The following is a 16,014-nucleotide window of genomic DNA, read 5'->3' on the forward strand; positions in this document are numbered from 1 at the left end:
TAAGGACAGTATGCTAAAAAGCTACTGTCTTTATAGGGGGCTTATCAGTCATTTTCAAGGAAAGAGCGCAGATGCTCAGAGCGTGATGGATGACGTAATTTACGCAATGCCTTTGCTTCAATCTGACGAATACGCTCACGTGTTACGTCAAACTGCTTACCAACTTCTTCCAAAGTATGGTCGGTCGGCATATCGATACCAAAACGCATTTTGAGCACGCGTGCTTCACGCTCAGTCAAGTTGCCTAATACATCACGTGTCGCTTCACGTAGACCAGCAGCCGTCGCATCGTCAACAGGGCTTGAGATCGTACCATCTTCGATGAAATCACCTAGGTGTGAGTCTTCATCATCACCGATCGGGGTTTCCATAGAGATAGGCTCTTTGGCAATCTTAAGCACTTTACGGACTTTGACTTCGTCCATCTCTAAGCGTTCGCCTAATTCCTCAGGCGTTGGCTCACGTCCCATTTCTTGTAGTAACTGACGTGAGACACGGTTGATCTTGTTGATCGTCTCAATCATATGCACAGGGATACGGATGGTACGTGCTTGGTCAGCGATAGAGCGGGTAATCGCCTGACGAATCCACCAAGTGGCATAGGTCGAGAATTTATAACCACGGCGATATTCAAATTTATCAACCGCTTTCATCAGACCAATGTTACCTTCTTGAATCAGATCCAAGAACTGTAGGCCACGGTTGGTATACTTCTTAGCGATAGAGATAACCAGACGTAAGTTAGCCTCAACCATCTCTTTCTTAGCACGGCGGGCTTTGGCTTCACCAATAGCCATACGGCGCGCCACATCTTTCATGTCGTGGATTTCCATCTCAAGCTTATGCTCGTAATCACGGATAGCACGTTGTAACAAGATAACATCGTCGGCGACTTTCTCTAACGTGGCAGCAAAAGCAGGCTTACCTTTAATACGCTCAATCAACCAATCAACGTTGGTTTCATTACTTGGAAAAGTCTTACGGAACTCTTCGCGCGGCATACGACCACGGCGAATCACCAAGCGCATGATTTGACGCTCATGCTTACGCACGTCATCATAGACATCATGCATAATAGCCATGACTTGATCAGATAGACGGTTATTCAGCTTTAGCATCATAAAGCGGCTAGCCAGCTGCTCATAAGCTTCATTGGCTTGTGCACTACCACGACCATAATCAAGTAAGGCTTGCTTGGCTTTAATAAATAGATGCTCGATCTCTTCTAGACGCAGGCGCACTTCTTCTGGATCGATACCGCTGGTTTCTTCTTCAGCGTCCTCTTCCACTTCCTCGTCGTCCTCCTCGTCATCATCAAGCCCAGATTTTACTTTGGCTTTTTCTTTGATGATCGGCGGGTTTTCTTTTTCTTCTTTGATGCGCTCGCGTTCTTCCTTCGCCGCTTCTTTGGCTTCTTGAGCAGCGATTTTGTCTTCTTCGGTTTCAGGGTCTAAGAAACCAGTGATAACGTCAGAAAGCTTTTTTTCGCCATCTTGGACTTTTTGGTACTCGTCAAGGACGAATTGTACCGTACCCGGCCAGTAAGACATGGCATGCTGTACGTCACGAATACCTTCTTCGATACGCTTGGCAATGGCAATCTCGCCTTCGCGCGTTAATAGATCAACCGTACCCATCTCACGCATATACATACGCACAGGGTCAGTGGTGCGACCAGGTTCGGTCTCAACAGAAGCTAGTACCGCTGCTGCCTCATCCGCTGCCATGTCATCATCACTTGAATCATCGTTCATCAAGATGTCATCGGCATCAGGCGCAGATTCAAAGATTTTGATGCCAACGTCGGTTAGCATTTGTACAATATCTTCGATCTGATCGCTTTCGGTAATAGAGTCGGGCAGTTGGTCATTCACCTCAGCATAGGTTAAATACCCTTGCTCTTTACCCATTTGGATTAAGGTGGCCAGTTGAGATGTGGACTTAGAAACTGACTTATCGTTCATAAATACTCGCTTACTTGCATCGGACATTTTTATATTGTGACTGGCTATCGCTCGCTGAGTGCGTTGATCTTATCAATCGATTGATCAAAATATGGCGTAAAGGTAGTCAATAATATCAAAAATGAGTGGATATGAATAAAGGCTCAAAATACTACAATTACAATGTTATAAAACCGCTAACGCTCAAAAATTTTCAAAAGGCTAATACCTAAAAATAAATATTTTAAAATACGCTTTAACGATAACATTTAAAAATTTATACCTAAAACTGTGCTCAATCATACGGGCGTATCATCATTTTGTCGTTATTCATTAAGCCATGCTATAAATAGTTAGCGACATAGTTTAACACAGACCAGTGTAATCAAGCACGAGGTAGTGATATCTACCAACTGTTTTTTACTGATTATTTACCAGCTATTCCATGTTAAACATAGTTTTAATAACAGGCAGTTTTAATAAGATAAGACAACAGTGCATAATCATTAATAGTGGGGACAATGTCGACCCTTTTAAAGGGCAGCTGTTTTATAAATAAAATCTAATTATCATATTAAGATTTAACCGTCGCCATTTGTGCTGATTGCTCTGCTTGCTGTGCACGTAACCAGTCATTTAATAACTGGGATTGTTTGCGGACAATCGCCAGTTTTATATTGTCAGGATTCTTAATTAAATCTTGTGTTTTCTTCTTCATATGGCGTTCAATCAGTTGGCTGACCAACTCTTCGACCAAACCATCGAGGCTCAAGATATTACGACTGGTCAGGGCTTTATAGAAGCTACTCCAATCACGACTAAGCGTCTCTTGGGTCAAGGGTTTGACGTTAGAGAGAATAAAGTGCGCCGCCGCATTGGCATCTTTTGGCAAATATTTCAGGCAGCGCTTAATAGTGCTGACGACATCAAGTAATGTCGTGTCCTGCATATCTTCCCAAGCCAGCGGGCGTAATACATCAGCCGAGGCTTTTTGTTTAAGATGAGCGGGCAGGTGTAAGTCATTAATACCGGCTTGTTGCCAAATGGCTTCGATAGGATCATCAATCAAGGCACGCGGCTGGAAGACAAAGCACAGTTGAAGCTGCTGACTGATGGTCATCTCACCATCAAAATCCAGCAGGGCATCTTTGGCTTCGATGTTTTGACTACGTTTGCCGCCAAGCTTTTGATAAATGTCATTATTGAGCAGGTAGCGGAAGCTACTGCCTTTTGGTAAGGCAGTAGTCAAGGCGCGTACTTGTGACATGAGCTTGGCTTTGCCTTCAACCAAGGTCAAATCATGACGCTCACTTAGATAGGCAAAGATATACTGTGATAGCGGCATGGCGTTGGTGATCTGCTCACGCATGGCATCCGCGCCCTGACTTTTGATAAAGGTATCAGGGTCATGATTGTTGGGCAGCGTCAAAAAACGCAGCTCTTTTTCATCACTGAGCACCGGTAGCGCCACTTCAAGCGTACGCCAAGCGGCTTTTTGTCCGGCGCTATCACCATCAAAACTTAAGGTTAATGTTGGATTTAGCGTTAATAGACGTGAGATTTGACTCTCATTAATTGCCGTGCCCATCGACGCAATGGCCCCATAAATACCGACTTGATATAGGGCAATCACATCCATATAGCCTTCAACCACTAGCCAGTCATTTGCACGTTTTTGGCGTGACTCATAATAGCCATAGAGTACATGCTGCTTATGAAAGACGGGCGAGTCTGAGGAGTTGATATATTTGGGCTTTACCTCATCATCAAGCGCACGACCACCAAAACCAATGGTACGCCCTTGATTGTCTCGAATAGGGAAAATAACCCGATCACGAAGTAGGTCATAATCGCGTCCAGATTCTGAGCGCCGCACTAAGCCAAGCGCTTTGAGACCTTCGATATCTTGTGGAAATTGATGCTCAAGATGTTGCCAACCAAAAGGCGCGTAGCCCAAGCCAAAAGTTTCGAAGATTTCATCGCTAATACCGCGCGATAAGAAGTAATGCTTAGCATGAGGGTGAATACTGAGATTATGTTGATAAAACTGCTGTATCTGCTCTAGCAGCTCATATAAGTTGCCATCTTTATCAGAGATACTATTATCATTGTAGAGAGCAGTATTATCATCGCCGGTTAACCATGCAGGCGAATAGCCATTGTCATCTTGATAATGAGCCTCATAACCATCCATTACATAAGGGACGGCATCGTAAGTATCTAACGGTGGGTAATTGTCATAACTATGGTGGTCATCATAAATTGGCGGCTGCGTATCATCAGCTGGTATGATTATGGCTGACTGATTATTGGTTACTGGCTGACTATCATTTTTTCGCAGATGCGTTGCCAATGTTGCTGGCTTAACAGCAGATTTTGGCTTAGCTTTATATTTAATAGGGGCACGCTGATAGCTGACGTTTTGCTGTTCTTCTTTTGGGACTTCAATGCCCGTCTGTTTTGACAGCTCATTGACCGCTTCGATAAAGGTGAGGTTTTCATAATCACGTAAAAAACTGATGGCATTGCCACCGACGCTACAGCCAAAGCAGTGATAGATGTTTTTTTGTGGATTGACATAAAAAGACGGCGACTTTTCACCATGAAAAGGGCAGCAGCCTTTAAACTCACTACCAGCACGTTTAAGCGTAGTATGACGCCCAATGATACTGACTAAATCAGCTTGGCTATTTAATTGTTCAAGAATGTGATTTGGGATACTCATGCGAAAAACAGTTTACCATAGGTGCAATATTGTTGATGCTCAAAATAATGCAAAAACCAAAACAGAAAAAATAAGGCCAACCGTATCGTTGACCTTATTTTTAGTTGACGTCTCACGCCATGACAGCGTTATTGATTAAAGCGCATAAACGCTGTTAATCAATTATACCAAAATACGATTAATTGCTATCGGTCATATCGATGCTGTCATTTTCAACCGCCCCTAAGCGTACACGACGATTGTCATCAGTCAGACGCAGCGGAGAAGTGCTGCTTGGGGCTGCTGTATTTGCAGCATTGTCGCTTGGCAATCTCAGTTGAGTGGCATTGCGAATGACTTGAGTTTTGGTCGCACCGCTATAGTTGGCAGTGGAAACTGAAGTGTCTTTATCAAAACGACTCAGCTGTCCAAAAGTTAATTTGTTCACTAGAGAACGCTCACGTTTGGTATTGAGCTTCACACGTCCATCAGCACTTAGCATGTTTGGATAGTTAATTTGCAATAAAGTTTTATACTCGTTTGCTAAATCAGTTAGACCTAATTTTTCATGGCTATAAGCAAGGACGGCAATCGCATCTGGCACAGATTCGCTGAGTGGATAATATTGAAAGACCCATTTGGCACGATTGACAGCAGCCACATAAGCTTCACGCTCAATATACCAATTAGCAGCGCTCATCTCACTTTCAGCAAACTGATTATAAATAAAAGTCATGCGCTGAGCGGCATCAGGTGCGTAAGGACTGTTTGGATATTTGTTCAACAGCTCTTGGAAATTGGCGAAAGCAATACGGTAGTAAGCAGTATCGCGCTCTGCTTGATTGAGCTTAAACAGTTTCAAACCTTCAGACGAGCCTTGCATATTGGCAACGCCGCGCACATAGTAAGCGTAGCTCACTTGCGGGTTAGACGGGTACAGACGAATGAACTGCTCAGCACTGGCAGCTGCAGTTTCATATTTACCACTGGCATATTGTGCATACATCATATCGAGCAAAGATTGCTCGGCATATTGTCCAGTCGGATAAAAAGTACGCAAGTTGGTTAAATCTTCGATCGCTTGGGTATAGCGACCTTTATCAATCTGAGCAATCGCGTCATTATAGTACGCTTGCTCTGACTTCTCAGCAGTGACTACTGCATCCACGTCTTTACCGCCGGTGAGGTTTTTAAAGGTTTGACAACCCACTAAGTTGACACTTAGGGCAAGTAAAGTGATTGAGGACAGTTTGATAAACGTATTGCCAACAGCTTGCATACTTCTTCTCCGACACAAGACGTATAATAGCAGCGACGCTATCATACTATTTAGTAGATTGATGATAAAAAACGATGCTTGGTGCATCAATAATGGTCTATCATTTTACATGCCAATCACTAAGCATGCGTATTATTATAAAAACATGCTCATTAAAAAACATAGTTATTAATTTATTAAAAATTTACTCTGTAAACATGTTACGCAATAAGGCGTGCATCACATGTAAGGCTTTTATAAAAGAGCTACAATAACGACACAGTGCCATAGCATACAGCAAAACATGGCTTACTTTATAGAATAACATTTGCTGCGTCTATTTTTTCATGAGCTATTTTGTAGTTAGGCGCACCGCTGGCTTATTCTATAATGCATTTTTATTCAGTGATACCTTAAGTACATTCCACTAATATAGTACAACGTTTGAATCGCCACACTTATCAGGATTCATGCCCGCTAGTTTAGCATGAGCGGTTGCAACGGGCGATGTTCAATAGTGCTGACAGTGACAAATATACAGTAAATTACAGCCATGTTATATTTTAGAGAGCTAATGAGTGCTATAAATATCCCAGATAACACGCAGCTTCTATAGGGCTTAAACGCTCAGCATGTTACACTAGAGCCATATTATGACCATTTTTTGACCACGATTATTATTTATGGTCTATAAGTGCCAATCTGTTTTCTTATGAAGTACTCCGACTGAACATTGTCAGAGGCTTTACCATATATAAATCTGCTATGAATACATGATGCTATGACTACCAATTTACCCGCGAACCAATCCACTGAAGATTCATCAATGACAGACTTATCAACGCAAGGTTCACCTGTGCCAGAATCCACGATACCCAATGAATTATTAACCATCAATGAGCAATTTGACGAGCATATGGACGATGATAACGTGTCAGATGATGAGCTGCTTAATGACGAAGACGAGCATGGCGATAATGAAGTCTCGGTCGCAGGGCAATCTGTGCCTGTTGTGGTTGACGTGAAGCATACGGTCATAGAAGACGAAGCAGGTTTGCGTATTGATAAACTGGCATCAAAAATATTTACCGATTTTTCACGTGTCCAGTTACAAGGCTGGGTAAGTGATGGCAGCTTGCTCTATAACGGTAGCATACAAAAACCTAAGATCCGTGTTAAAGCTGGCGATATCTTGCATCTGTCGACGACTTTAGAGCAGCATAGCGAAGATCAGCCAGAAGATATCGCAATCGACGTGGTTTATGAAGATGATGACGTATTGGTCATCAATAAGCCAGTCGGCATGGTGGTACATCCAGGTGCCGGTAATCAAACAGGCACTTTGGTAAACGCGCTATTGTATCACTATCCGCAGCAGCACCATTTGCCGCGTGCAGGTTTGGTACACCGTATTGATAAAGATACTTCAGGGCTATTGTTGATTGGTAAAACCAAACCCGCACAGCTGGCACTGATGGAGCAGCTAAAGGACAAATCAGTGTATCGTCATTACCAATGTGTGGTCGCAGGGGATGCAGCGAGTCTATCTCGTCATCGCCGTATTGACGCGCCCATTGGACGCCACCGTAATCAGCGTACCAAAATGACGGTGATGACGGCAGGACGCGAAGCTGTGACTCACCTGTTGAATGTAACCGCGCTTAATGGTAACTATTGTTTGTTGGATATAGGGCTTGAGACAGGGCGTACGCATCAGATTCGTGTGCATCTGAGTCATATTACTTATCCTATTGTTGGTGATAGAGTCTATGGCGGTCGTCGTCAGCTACGTGCTGGTCTAACAGAAGCGCAGCGTCAAGCGATTAATAACTTCCCGCGTCAAGCACTCCATGCTTATACGTTGGGTTTTGTTCATCCAACGACTGGTGAAGACGTTGAGGTCACTACACCAATGCCTGAAGATATGCAGCAGCTAATGGCAGTATTAAGTGACGGCTATGATGAAGAATAAGCGATAACGAATAAGTAATACAAAGACGTTTTATTAAAACGGTAAATATGCCATGAAAAATACGCTTCCCATGACATTGCTAGCACAGCTTGATGATGTGGCTGTGTTTCAAACGGCTGCTTTTTCTGATATAGACTATGCAAGTATTGATATATCTCGGTCTAAAATCAATCAGCAGCCACATCAACGACAGCAAGCAAGTTATGGCGAGCTGAACTTGGGGCTGCATGTCAATGATGATGCAAGCGTAGTATTAAGTAATCGGATGCGTGTGCTTGCTACGATTAATGAGCAGATGATCGCGCAGCAAAATCTACCTGGTCATAGCGTGCCTGTCAAAGCGCTACATTGGGTTAATCAAGTACATGGTAATCATATACATGATACCGATGCTACAGTACTGAGTATGGTGCCTATGGCAGCTGATGCTATGGTTAGCAAACAAGATGGTACTGGGCTTGCCATAATGACGGCTGATTGTGTACCGATCGTTCTTTATCAGCCAGCAACTGGGCAGATAGCGGCGATTCACGCTGGCTGGCAAGGGCTGGCATGCGGCGTAATCAAAGCAACGGCTGAACGCTTTAGCGACAGCGGCGAGATTATGGCATGGATAGGCATTTGTATCAGTCAAGATAATTACGAAGTGGGTAGCCAAGTCCGAGATAAGTTATTGGCAGGTTGCATCGCGAATAACGCTTTGACGACAGATGCAATAAGTAATTTTAATGAGCGCTACGTGATGGCGTCAGGTACTAGAGAGTTAGACGCAGCGAGTACAGCGGACAAGTTATCGAACAATACGCCAGTCTATGCAGAAAAAATTAAGATAGATTTGCCAAAAATTGCCGCGGATCAATTGCGGGCAGTAGGGATTGTCGTATGCAATGAGTCCTCTATCCCTTGTAGTTATGCTGACGGGCATTACTATTCTTATCGACGTCAGACCCATTTGCAGCAAGCTGCAACGGGACGCATGGCCTTGATTATTACGCGCAGTGCTTCTATATATAACTAATCCACTTTTAAAAGGGTACAGAACTACTGGGGTTAATTATTCGCAGCCTCTGTCTGCGTAGACACAGCAAGCAAGAAAAAAAAGTAACCCCAGAAGTACCTTATAACATTTGGGTTTCTTTTATTTAGGACTGACTATAGTAACTAAAGCATGATCATTTAAAAGAGTAACTGTCACATAATAAGTGCGTCTCCTTATCGTTAACAATCATAAGCCTAATTTACCTTTTTATTTTTTATTTCATTACTTATAGCCATTATTAGAGTTTATATGAATACATCTGTTACACCGTCTATTGTACTACCTCCTGACGAGACTTCTCTTAGCGTATCTAATATATCGATGGCCGTTATTTACCATAGTAACTACGGTCATACTCAACGTGTCGCGGAAGCAATCGTGACGGGCGCTCGTCAGCAACTACCTGAAGCGCAAGCCAAGGCTGTCGATGTCAATGACGTCGATTGGGAGTTTTTAGATCAAGCAGATCTGTTGGTTTTTGGTAGTGCGGTATATATGGGCAGTGTGACAGCAGGCTTTAAGACTTTTATGGATGCGACATCGAAGCGTTGGTATCATGGCAAATGGCAAGGCAAGTGGGCAGCAGGTTTTGCCAACTCAGGTGGGCTTAGCGGCGATAAGCTTGCTGTACTACAGCAGATTTGTCTTTATAGCATGCAGCATGGGATGAATTGGATAGGGTTGCCACTTAGACCGACCGGACATGAGCCCCATGATCTAAACCGTTTATCGAGTAATTTGGGTTTGATGACCCAGTCGCTTGATGGTCCACCTGAAGAAACACCAGGCGCGGGTGATATAGATACGGCGATTTGGTTTGGTGATCATCTGGCAAAAACCATCATAAAACATCAGCCCGCCTCATAAGAATTCAAAAGCTATTTATTAAGTAGTAAATACCAAAAAGCAGATATCAAACTTATATCTGCTTTTTTTATTGTCAGCTTTTTATATCTATCTTAGTGCTCGTTATTTTCAACGGCAATATCTGCAACTGGGACAGTTTTAACCAACAGATTTTTGCTCGGGGCGTTTTTGACAGGAATCGGACTTTCGACAAATTGAAACGACTGACAACCTGTCATAAATAAGGCAGCTGTGAATATATAGGTCAAGGTTAATGACTTCATAATGATATCTCAAAAGGCAATCGGCGACGGTGAAATAGCGCTCATCATAACCAATGCACGGGATTGTGCAAGATATTATCTCATTATAAATGGAAGTAGTACCCTCTGTAAGAAGCGTTTAGGATGGGCGTTATGTATCCATTATGTACAGCCATAATAAAGTAAGAAGAACTGGTGGCTTCATTATCTAGCAATAATCTACCAGTAATTCATGTTTATAAATATATAAAAACAAGCTTTTATAACTTTACTAATTGTTTTATAAAGAATTAATTATTTTACCTAAATTTATAATATAAAAAGGTATAACCGTCTATTAAAAAATATATCCAATTATTTATCTTTTTAAGTTTTGTAAAAAAATGATAGCAATACGTGACTATCCAAGTAATAGAAGTGAAATAGTCTTACAGTAGTAAGGTGAACAGACATTTTTTAGCAATGATCTATAAATGGATATTTTATTACAGTTTTATCTTGTACTGATAATAGCAAAAAATAATGATAAAAATTCAGCTTAACAGTGGATGTTATGCGCAACAATCATAAAAATACATGAGATGTTAGCGAAATGAGGGAATTATGAAGCGATTTTCTATGATGTTATCGATGCTTGCCATTGGTATGGCTTCCAGCGCTGCGATGGCTGAGGATACGAGCCTTACTAATACAAGCTTACCTAATGCGACCTTACCTAATATCAGTCCTGCCAATAGCGTGCTCGTCAATCGAGGTGCCTATATTGCTCGTGCAGCGGACTGTATGGCGTGTCATGGCGAAGACTATACTGGCGGTACAGCAATAGAGACCCCTATGGGGGAGATTTATTCTACGAATATCACCCCCTCCAAACGCTATGGTATCGGCAATTATACTGAAAAAGATCTAAAAAATGCACTGCAAAAAGGTCGTGCGCCTAGCCATATGCTATATCCGGCCATGCCATATCCTTCTTATAGTGGTATGAAAGAAGAGGATATCAGCGCGCTGTTTGCCTATCTGCAAACCGTTCCAGTAGTAGATGAAGCGCCAAAGCATAAAACTGACCTACCATTTCCGTTTAATATTCGTGCACTCATGTTCGGTTGGAACTTTTTGAATGTTCCTTCTACTGAGGGACGTGATGGCCTCAATGAGACGCAGAAGCGCGGTGAATATCTGGTCAATAATCTAGAACACTGTGGTACTTGCCATACGCCACGCAACAGCACCATGGGCTTCGATAAAAAAATGTATTTATCTGGAGCGCAGTTAGGGCATTGGTACGCACCTAATATCACCCCTGACGAGTCAAGTGGTATTGGCAGCTGGAGTGAGCAAGATATCATTACTTATCTACGCACCGGCGAGCTTGATCAGCGCGCTTATGCTGGTGGTCCAATGGGTGAGGCAGTCGCGCATAGTACTCAGTATCTAAAGCAAGAAGACCTAAGCGCGATTGCCTCTTATCTAAAAGCAGTACCTGCCATTCAAACCGATGATAAGGTATCTGCCATCGATGTCTCACGTTTGCCAACTCCTGTAAACGAGTCTATCACCCATGATTTACTTGCCCAAAAAGATTATTTGGCTCAAGCCAAAACTGCTGTTAGTAAGGGCAGTAATTCACCAGAAGCCTTGTATTTAGCGACATGCGGTAGCTGTCATGGCGTAGACGGTTATGGGCAACCTGATGCACAGTATTCACCCATCGTAGGATTAAGCAGTCTGCGACGTGATAAGCCTGATGTGCTCGTCAATATGATTTTGCATGGGGTCGTTGGCAGCACCAATACCTCACCGATTATGCCTGCTTTTTTGGATGAGCTGAACAACGAGCAAATTGCCAGTATCGCCAATTACGTACGCGTGAACTTTGGCGGTCTTGCCAGCAGCGATGTGAGTGCAGCGGACGTCGAGCGCATCGCTGCCACTAGCGCCGAAAAGCCATTTTTAATTAAATATGCAGGCTTGCTGGCGATATTGGGTATTATCGTCGCTATTGCCGTCATTATATTTATTATTCGAGCCATCATACGCTCTAAGCACCGTCACTGATTTGGGTTTCATTTCACCTTTCATCAAACAGCGTAGTCATAAATACTATAAAGCTATGTTAGATACTGATTATAAGACAAGGATTATGGCAATTAGATAGAGCGTTATCGTTTGGCAATTATAGACAACAACACGCCCAGTACATTGATAAAGATGCGTCTACTATCCTGCACCATTGTCTACTTTAAGGATATTATTATGAAAGACATGCTTCAATCACCCACGCGCCGTCAATTGCTTTCAATGATTGGTAAAACAGCGGGCGCGACCGCCATGTATCAAGCAATGACGACCTTGGGGTTTGCTTCAGAGTCCAGTTTTAAAGAAGCAATGGATCTTAAAGGCGCACCTGCTGGCGCAAGCATTGTTATTCTTGGTGCTGGTCTTGGTGGTCTTACTGCCGCCTATGAGCTGCGAAAAGCGGGCTACGATGTCAAAGTGCTTGAGTTTCAAAATCGTGGTGGCGGTCGTAGTTGGACACTGAACAGCGGTGATAAATATACTGAGCTTGGCGGCGAAGAGGTCACTTGTGATTTTGAAGAAGGCAATTATTTCAATGGTGGACCATGGCGTTTGCCAAGCCACCACTATGCCGTCTTTCATTATTGCAAACAGTTCGGTGTTGAGATGCAACCCTTTATACAAACTAATGACCGCGCTTATTTGCACCGTACTAATCATTTCAATGGCGTACCACAGCGTTTGGGTGACATCAAAAATGACATTCAAGGTCATGTGGCGGAGCTGCTATCGAAGTCAGTAAACGTGGGTGGTCTGGATCGCTCAGTCAATACTGAGGACAAAGAGAAGCTGCTAGAAGGGCTAAAAGGCTGGGGCGTGCTTGATAAAGACTATCGCTACCGCGCCAGTAATGAGACTACCAAACATCGTGGCTTTAGTGTGTTCCCAGGTGGCGGTTTGATGCCAAATGAAAAGCCGTCAAAGCCATTACCAATCAGTGAGATACTAGATTCAGGCATGTGGGGAGATATTTATAGCAATCACATGACCTATGGACATCAGCCGACCATGTTTCAGCCAGTTGGTGGTATGGGTAAAATTGGTGATGCCTTCACTCGCGAGTGCCGCGATATGATTGAGTTCAATGCCAAAGTCACCAAGATTCATCAAGATGATACTGGCGTCACAGTTGATTATGTAGATAGTAATAGTCCAGATGGCGCAACCAAGACCATTCGGGCAGACTGGTGTGTCTGCAATATACCTTTAACTGTATTAACTCAGCTCGATATCAATGTCTCAAAACCAATGAAACAGGCCATGGCAGCAGTCCCTTATGATACTTCCTATAAAGTAGGTTTAGAGTTTAATCGCCGCTTCTGGGAAGAAGATGAGTGGATTTATGGCGGTTTAACCTATACCAATATGCCTATCGCACAAATTGCTTATCCTTCAGAAAATATGTTTAAAGATGGCTCTGGGGTATTGCTCGGTGCTTATGGCTTTGGCGCGACTTCTTATAAATTTAATACATTAACACCGCAGGAACGTATCAATGTGGCGCTTGCTTACGGTAAGTATATCCATCCGCAGTACCCAAAGGAATTCCGCGCCGGAACATCTGTCGTCTGGCACCGTATTCCTTGGACACTCGGCTGCTACGGTATTTGGAGTGAGTCTAGTCGTGAGCAGCATTACGATAACCTATGCAGTATAGACAACCGTATTGTGCTGACAGGCGAGCATTGCTCTCATATTCCTGCATGGCAAGAAGGGGCTATATTATCTGGCATAGATGCCGCCAAACGCTTGCATAAAAAGGCAAAAATGCTGGGTTAATTGCGCCAAAAATAGAGACAATCATTATAAATTCAGAGGCTATCATGAACACTATCATCATGAAAACAACTATCATGAAAAACATGACACCTAAGATGCTGATGATCGTGCTGCTAAGCAGCAGCGCATTATTAGGCTGTAGTCAAAAAGCAGACGATGTAGAGACGGTAGCCAGTAAACACGATGCTGAGCAAACGGTTGACTATCAAGCAAGTCGCAATACTGGCAGCTGGGGCGCTGTCTATATGAGCCGTGACGAGCTAAAAGCGCAGCCTATCAATGTCGTTGATGACAGCTCATTACCCAATATGGAAAATGATCCTATTATTAGCGAGTGGGAAGCAAAATTTGAAGGATCCAATGCTTTTATTACGACCGATGGCAAAAAGCTCTATCATGACTCCTGTGCTGGCTGTCATATGCATAAAGGCGAGGGCGCTTATGGTGCAGGCTATTACCCGCCACTGGCTAACAATAGCAAAATGCAGTCAAAATATTACATCATTAATATTTTGATCAATGGTTTCCGCGGGATGCCATCGTTTCATATGATGATGAATGATGCGCAAATGGCGGCAGTGACTCAATACGTCGTCAGTGACTTAAATGGTTACACGGATACAGTGACCGCTGAAGACGTGGCCAAGCTCAGACATGCCAATCCGCCCGGTTATGATCCAAGTGAATAGTGTTGCTGTGAACAATGTTTCCTTAGAATAAAAGCTGATCAATTTACTCTCATATAAAAAAGTGCCCAATCGATGATAGGGCGCTTTTCTTGGTTAAGACATTACGAATTTCTAGCTCTATCTGGGACTGGCTGACCAGACAGGTGAGCGAATCGTACCTTGCCCAGATTTACCAAAGGCTTCGCCGCCGTTTAGTGATTTGATAGTCAGTACGCCCTTACCACCTTGCTTTGATGCATAAACAACACGCTTACCATTTGGTGAAAAGCTCGGTGCTTCATCGATACCAGTATTGCCCAAATTAGCAGTGACCGCGCCGCCGCTGTTCATAACAGCCGCTGAGCGCCCATTTAAAAAGGCAATTTGCGTGCCATCGCTACTAAATTGTGGGCTGGTCGCATAACCACTATTAGACACTTTGGTTGTGCGCCCTGAACCAAATTCATAACGATAAATCTGCGGCTTATTAAATCCAGTCTTATCAGATACAAAGACAAAAGATCTGCCATCAGGGGCGTAGCTTGGCTGTACTTCACTGCTTGGCCAATTGGTCAGTCGTCTTGGTTGACCGCCGCTGGCACTCATCTCATAAATATCAGCACTGCCTTCAAAACTACTCGAAAACAGTATTTTGCTGCCATCTGGCGAGAACGAAGGACTTAAGTTGCTACCAGGGAAAGGCGTCAATGGAGTTGCACCGCCGCCGCTCACGCTTTGCACATAAATAACAGGATAAGATTTATCACGTTGTACTGAATAAGCGATACGATTGCCATCGGGCGACCATGCTGGAGAGAAGATAGAGCCTGAAACCTCAGTAATGGTTTTGGCGTTTTCGCCATCAGCATCCATGACTTTTAAGCGTGAGACTTTTGCTTTGCCAGTGCCAATTTCTTCGATATAAGCAATACGCCCTGAGAAATCACCTGGAATCCCAGTAATCAGCTCATAGACTTTATTAGAGATGACGTGAGCGGCATAGCGCATGTTGTCTTTATCAGCAGTTAAGGTTTGCTTACCTTCGATCACGCGTCCTGTCTTAACCTCAATCACTTCGTAATCGGTGACCACTTTACCGCGGCTACTGCGTGTGCTGCCGACTACTAAATAAGGAACCCCCATACTTTGCCAAACGGGTAGAGTGCCAGCCAGCTCGCTGCTACTATGCGGCTGTTGTGGTAGGTTTTGGTTGGTAACTTTTAGCTCAGTTTTGCTCAAATTATTTAAAATAATAGGCGACAACACACTATCACCAGCAAAAGCCACAAAAGCCACTTGGTTCTGTTGCACAGGAATATCGTAATCGAGTTCTAAAACAATGGGCGCTGCCAATACACTTGGCGCGATCAGCAAGCTTGAGGCGCTAGCAAGTAACGAGATGAGTAGTTTTTTATGGGTGCGCATGAGTAAGTTTAGCTCCTAAAGCAGTATGAGTATCATTT

The 16,014-nt window shown here is 43.4% G+C and carries 11 protein-coding genes; 6 read left to right on the top strand and 5 right to left on the bottom strand.

Annotated elements, in window-relative coordinates:
* Positions 1-44 precede the first annotated feature (44 nt).
* The 3 genes from rpoD to VLA57_RS09570 all read right to left on the bottom strand — a co-directional run bounded on the left by rpoD (position 45) and on the right by VLA57_RS09570 (position 5,926).
* Entirely contained in the window at positions 45-1,964 is a 1,920-nt protein-coding gene (gene rpoD / locus VLA57_RS09560; protein ID WP_133104200.1) for an RNA polymerase sigma factor RpoD, read from the bottom strand.
* Positions 1,965-2,517: 553 nt separating this feature from the next.
* Positions 2,518-4,668 (bottom strand): DNA primase, encoded by a 2,151-nt coding sequence (locus tag VLA57_RS09565; RefSeq protein ID WP_133104201.1) that lies wholly within the window; start codon positions 4,666-4,668, stop codon positions 2,518-2,520.
* Positions 4,669-4,846: 178 nt separating this feature from the next.
* Entirely contained in the window at positions 4,847-5,926 is a 1,080-nt protein-coding gene (locus tag VLA57_RS09570) for an outer membrane protein assembly factor BamD (protein ID WP_133104202.1), read from the bottom strand.
* Positions 5,927-6,731: 805 nt separating this feature from the next.
* Here VLA57_RS09570 and VLA57_RS09575 point away from each other — a divergent pair.
* The 3 genes from VLA57_RS09575 to VLA57_RS09585 all read left to right on the top strand — a co-directional run bounded on the left by VLA57_RS09575 (position 6,732) and on the right by VLA57_RS09585 (position 9,783).
* Positions 6,732-7,877: an RluA family pseudouridine synthase gene (locus VLA57_RS09575; RefSeq protein WP_406626811.1), complete on the top strand. Its 1,146-nt coding sequence runs from the start codon at positions 6,732-6,734 to the stop codon at positions 7,875-7,877.
* 52 nt (positions 7,878-7,929) lie between these two features.
* A complete protein-coding gene (locus VLA57_RS09580) occupies positions 7,930-8,895 on the top strand; it encodes a polyphenol oxidase family protein (protein ID WP_133104203.1) in 966 nt (321 codons plus the stop codon).
* A 270-nt stretch (positions 8,896-9,165) separates the two neighbouring features.
* The gene (locus VLA57_RS09585) at positions 9,166-9,783 is read left to right on the top strand and encodes a flavodoxin family protein (protein ID WP_133104204.1); all 618 of its coding nucleotides are present in this window, start codon (positions 9,166-9,168) and stop codon (positions 9,781-9,783) included.
* A 92-nt stretch (positions 9,784-9,875) separates the two neighbouring features.
* Here VLA57_RS09585 and VLA57_RS09590 read toward each other — a convergent pair whose 3' ends face one another.
* A complete protein-coding gene (locus VLA57_RS09590) occupies positions 9,876-10,046 on the bottom strand; it encodes a hypothetical protein (protein ID WP_156772645.1) in 171 nt (56 codons plus the stop codon).
* 582 nt (positions 10,047-10,628) lie between these two features.
* Between VLA57_RS09590 and VLA57_RS09595 the strand changes: the two genes are divergently transcribed.
* The 3 genes from VLA57_RS09595 to VLA57_RS09605 all read left to right on the top strand — a co-directional run bounded on the left by VLA57_RS09595 (position 10,629) and on the right by VLA57_RS09605 (position 14,572).
* The gene (locus tag VLA57_RS09595) at positions 10,629-12,083 is read left to right on the top strand and encodes a c-type cytochrome (protein ID WP_133104205.1); all 1,455 of its coding nucleotides are present in this window, start codon (positions 10,629-10,631) and stop codon (positions 12,081-12,083) included.
* A gap of 198 nt (positions 12,084-12,281) precedes the next feature.
* Positions 12,282-13,883: a flavin monoamine oxidase family protein gene (locus tag VLA57_RS09600; RefSeq protein WP_133104206.1), complete on the top strand. Its 1,602-nt coding sequence runs from the start codon at positions 12,282-12,284 to the stop codon at positions 13,881-13,883.
* Between the two features lie 44 nt (positions 13,884-13,927).
* Positions 13,928-14,572, top strand: a complete 645-nt coding sequence (locus VLA57_RS09605) for a c-type cytochrome (RefSeq protein WP_133104207.1) — start codon at positions 13,928-13,930, stop codon at positions 14,570-14,572.
* A gap of 117 nt (positions 14,573-14,689) precedes the next feature.
* Here VLA57_RS09605 and VLA57_RS09610 read toward each other — a convergent pair whose 3' ends face one another.
* A complete protein-coding gene (locus tag VLA57_RS09610; protein ID WP_133104208.1) occupies positions 14,690-15,976 on the bottom strand; it encodes a PD40 domain-containing protein in 1,287 nt (428 codons plus the stop codon).
* Between the last annotated feature and the right edge of the window lie 38 nt (positions 15,977-16,014).

It is taken from the genome of Psychrobacter sp. S4(2024), from assembly GCF_036861305.1.
Taxonomy (GTDB): Bacteria; Pseudomonadota; Gammaproteobacteria; order Pseudomonadales; family Moraxellaceae; genus Psychrobacter; species Psychrobacter cryohalolentis.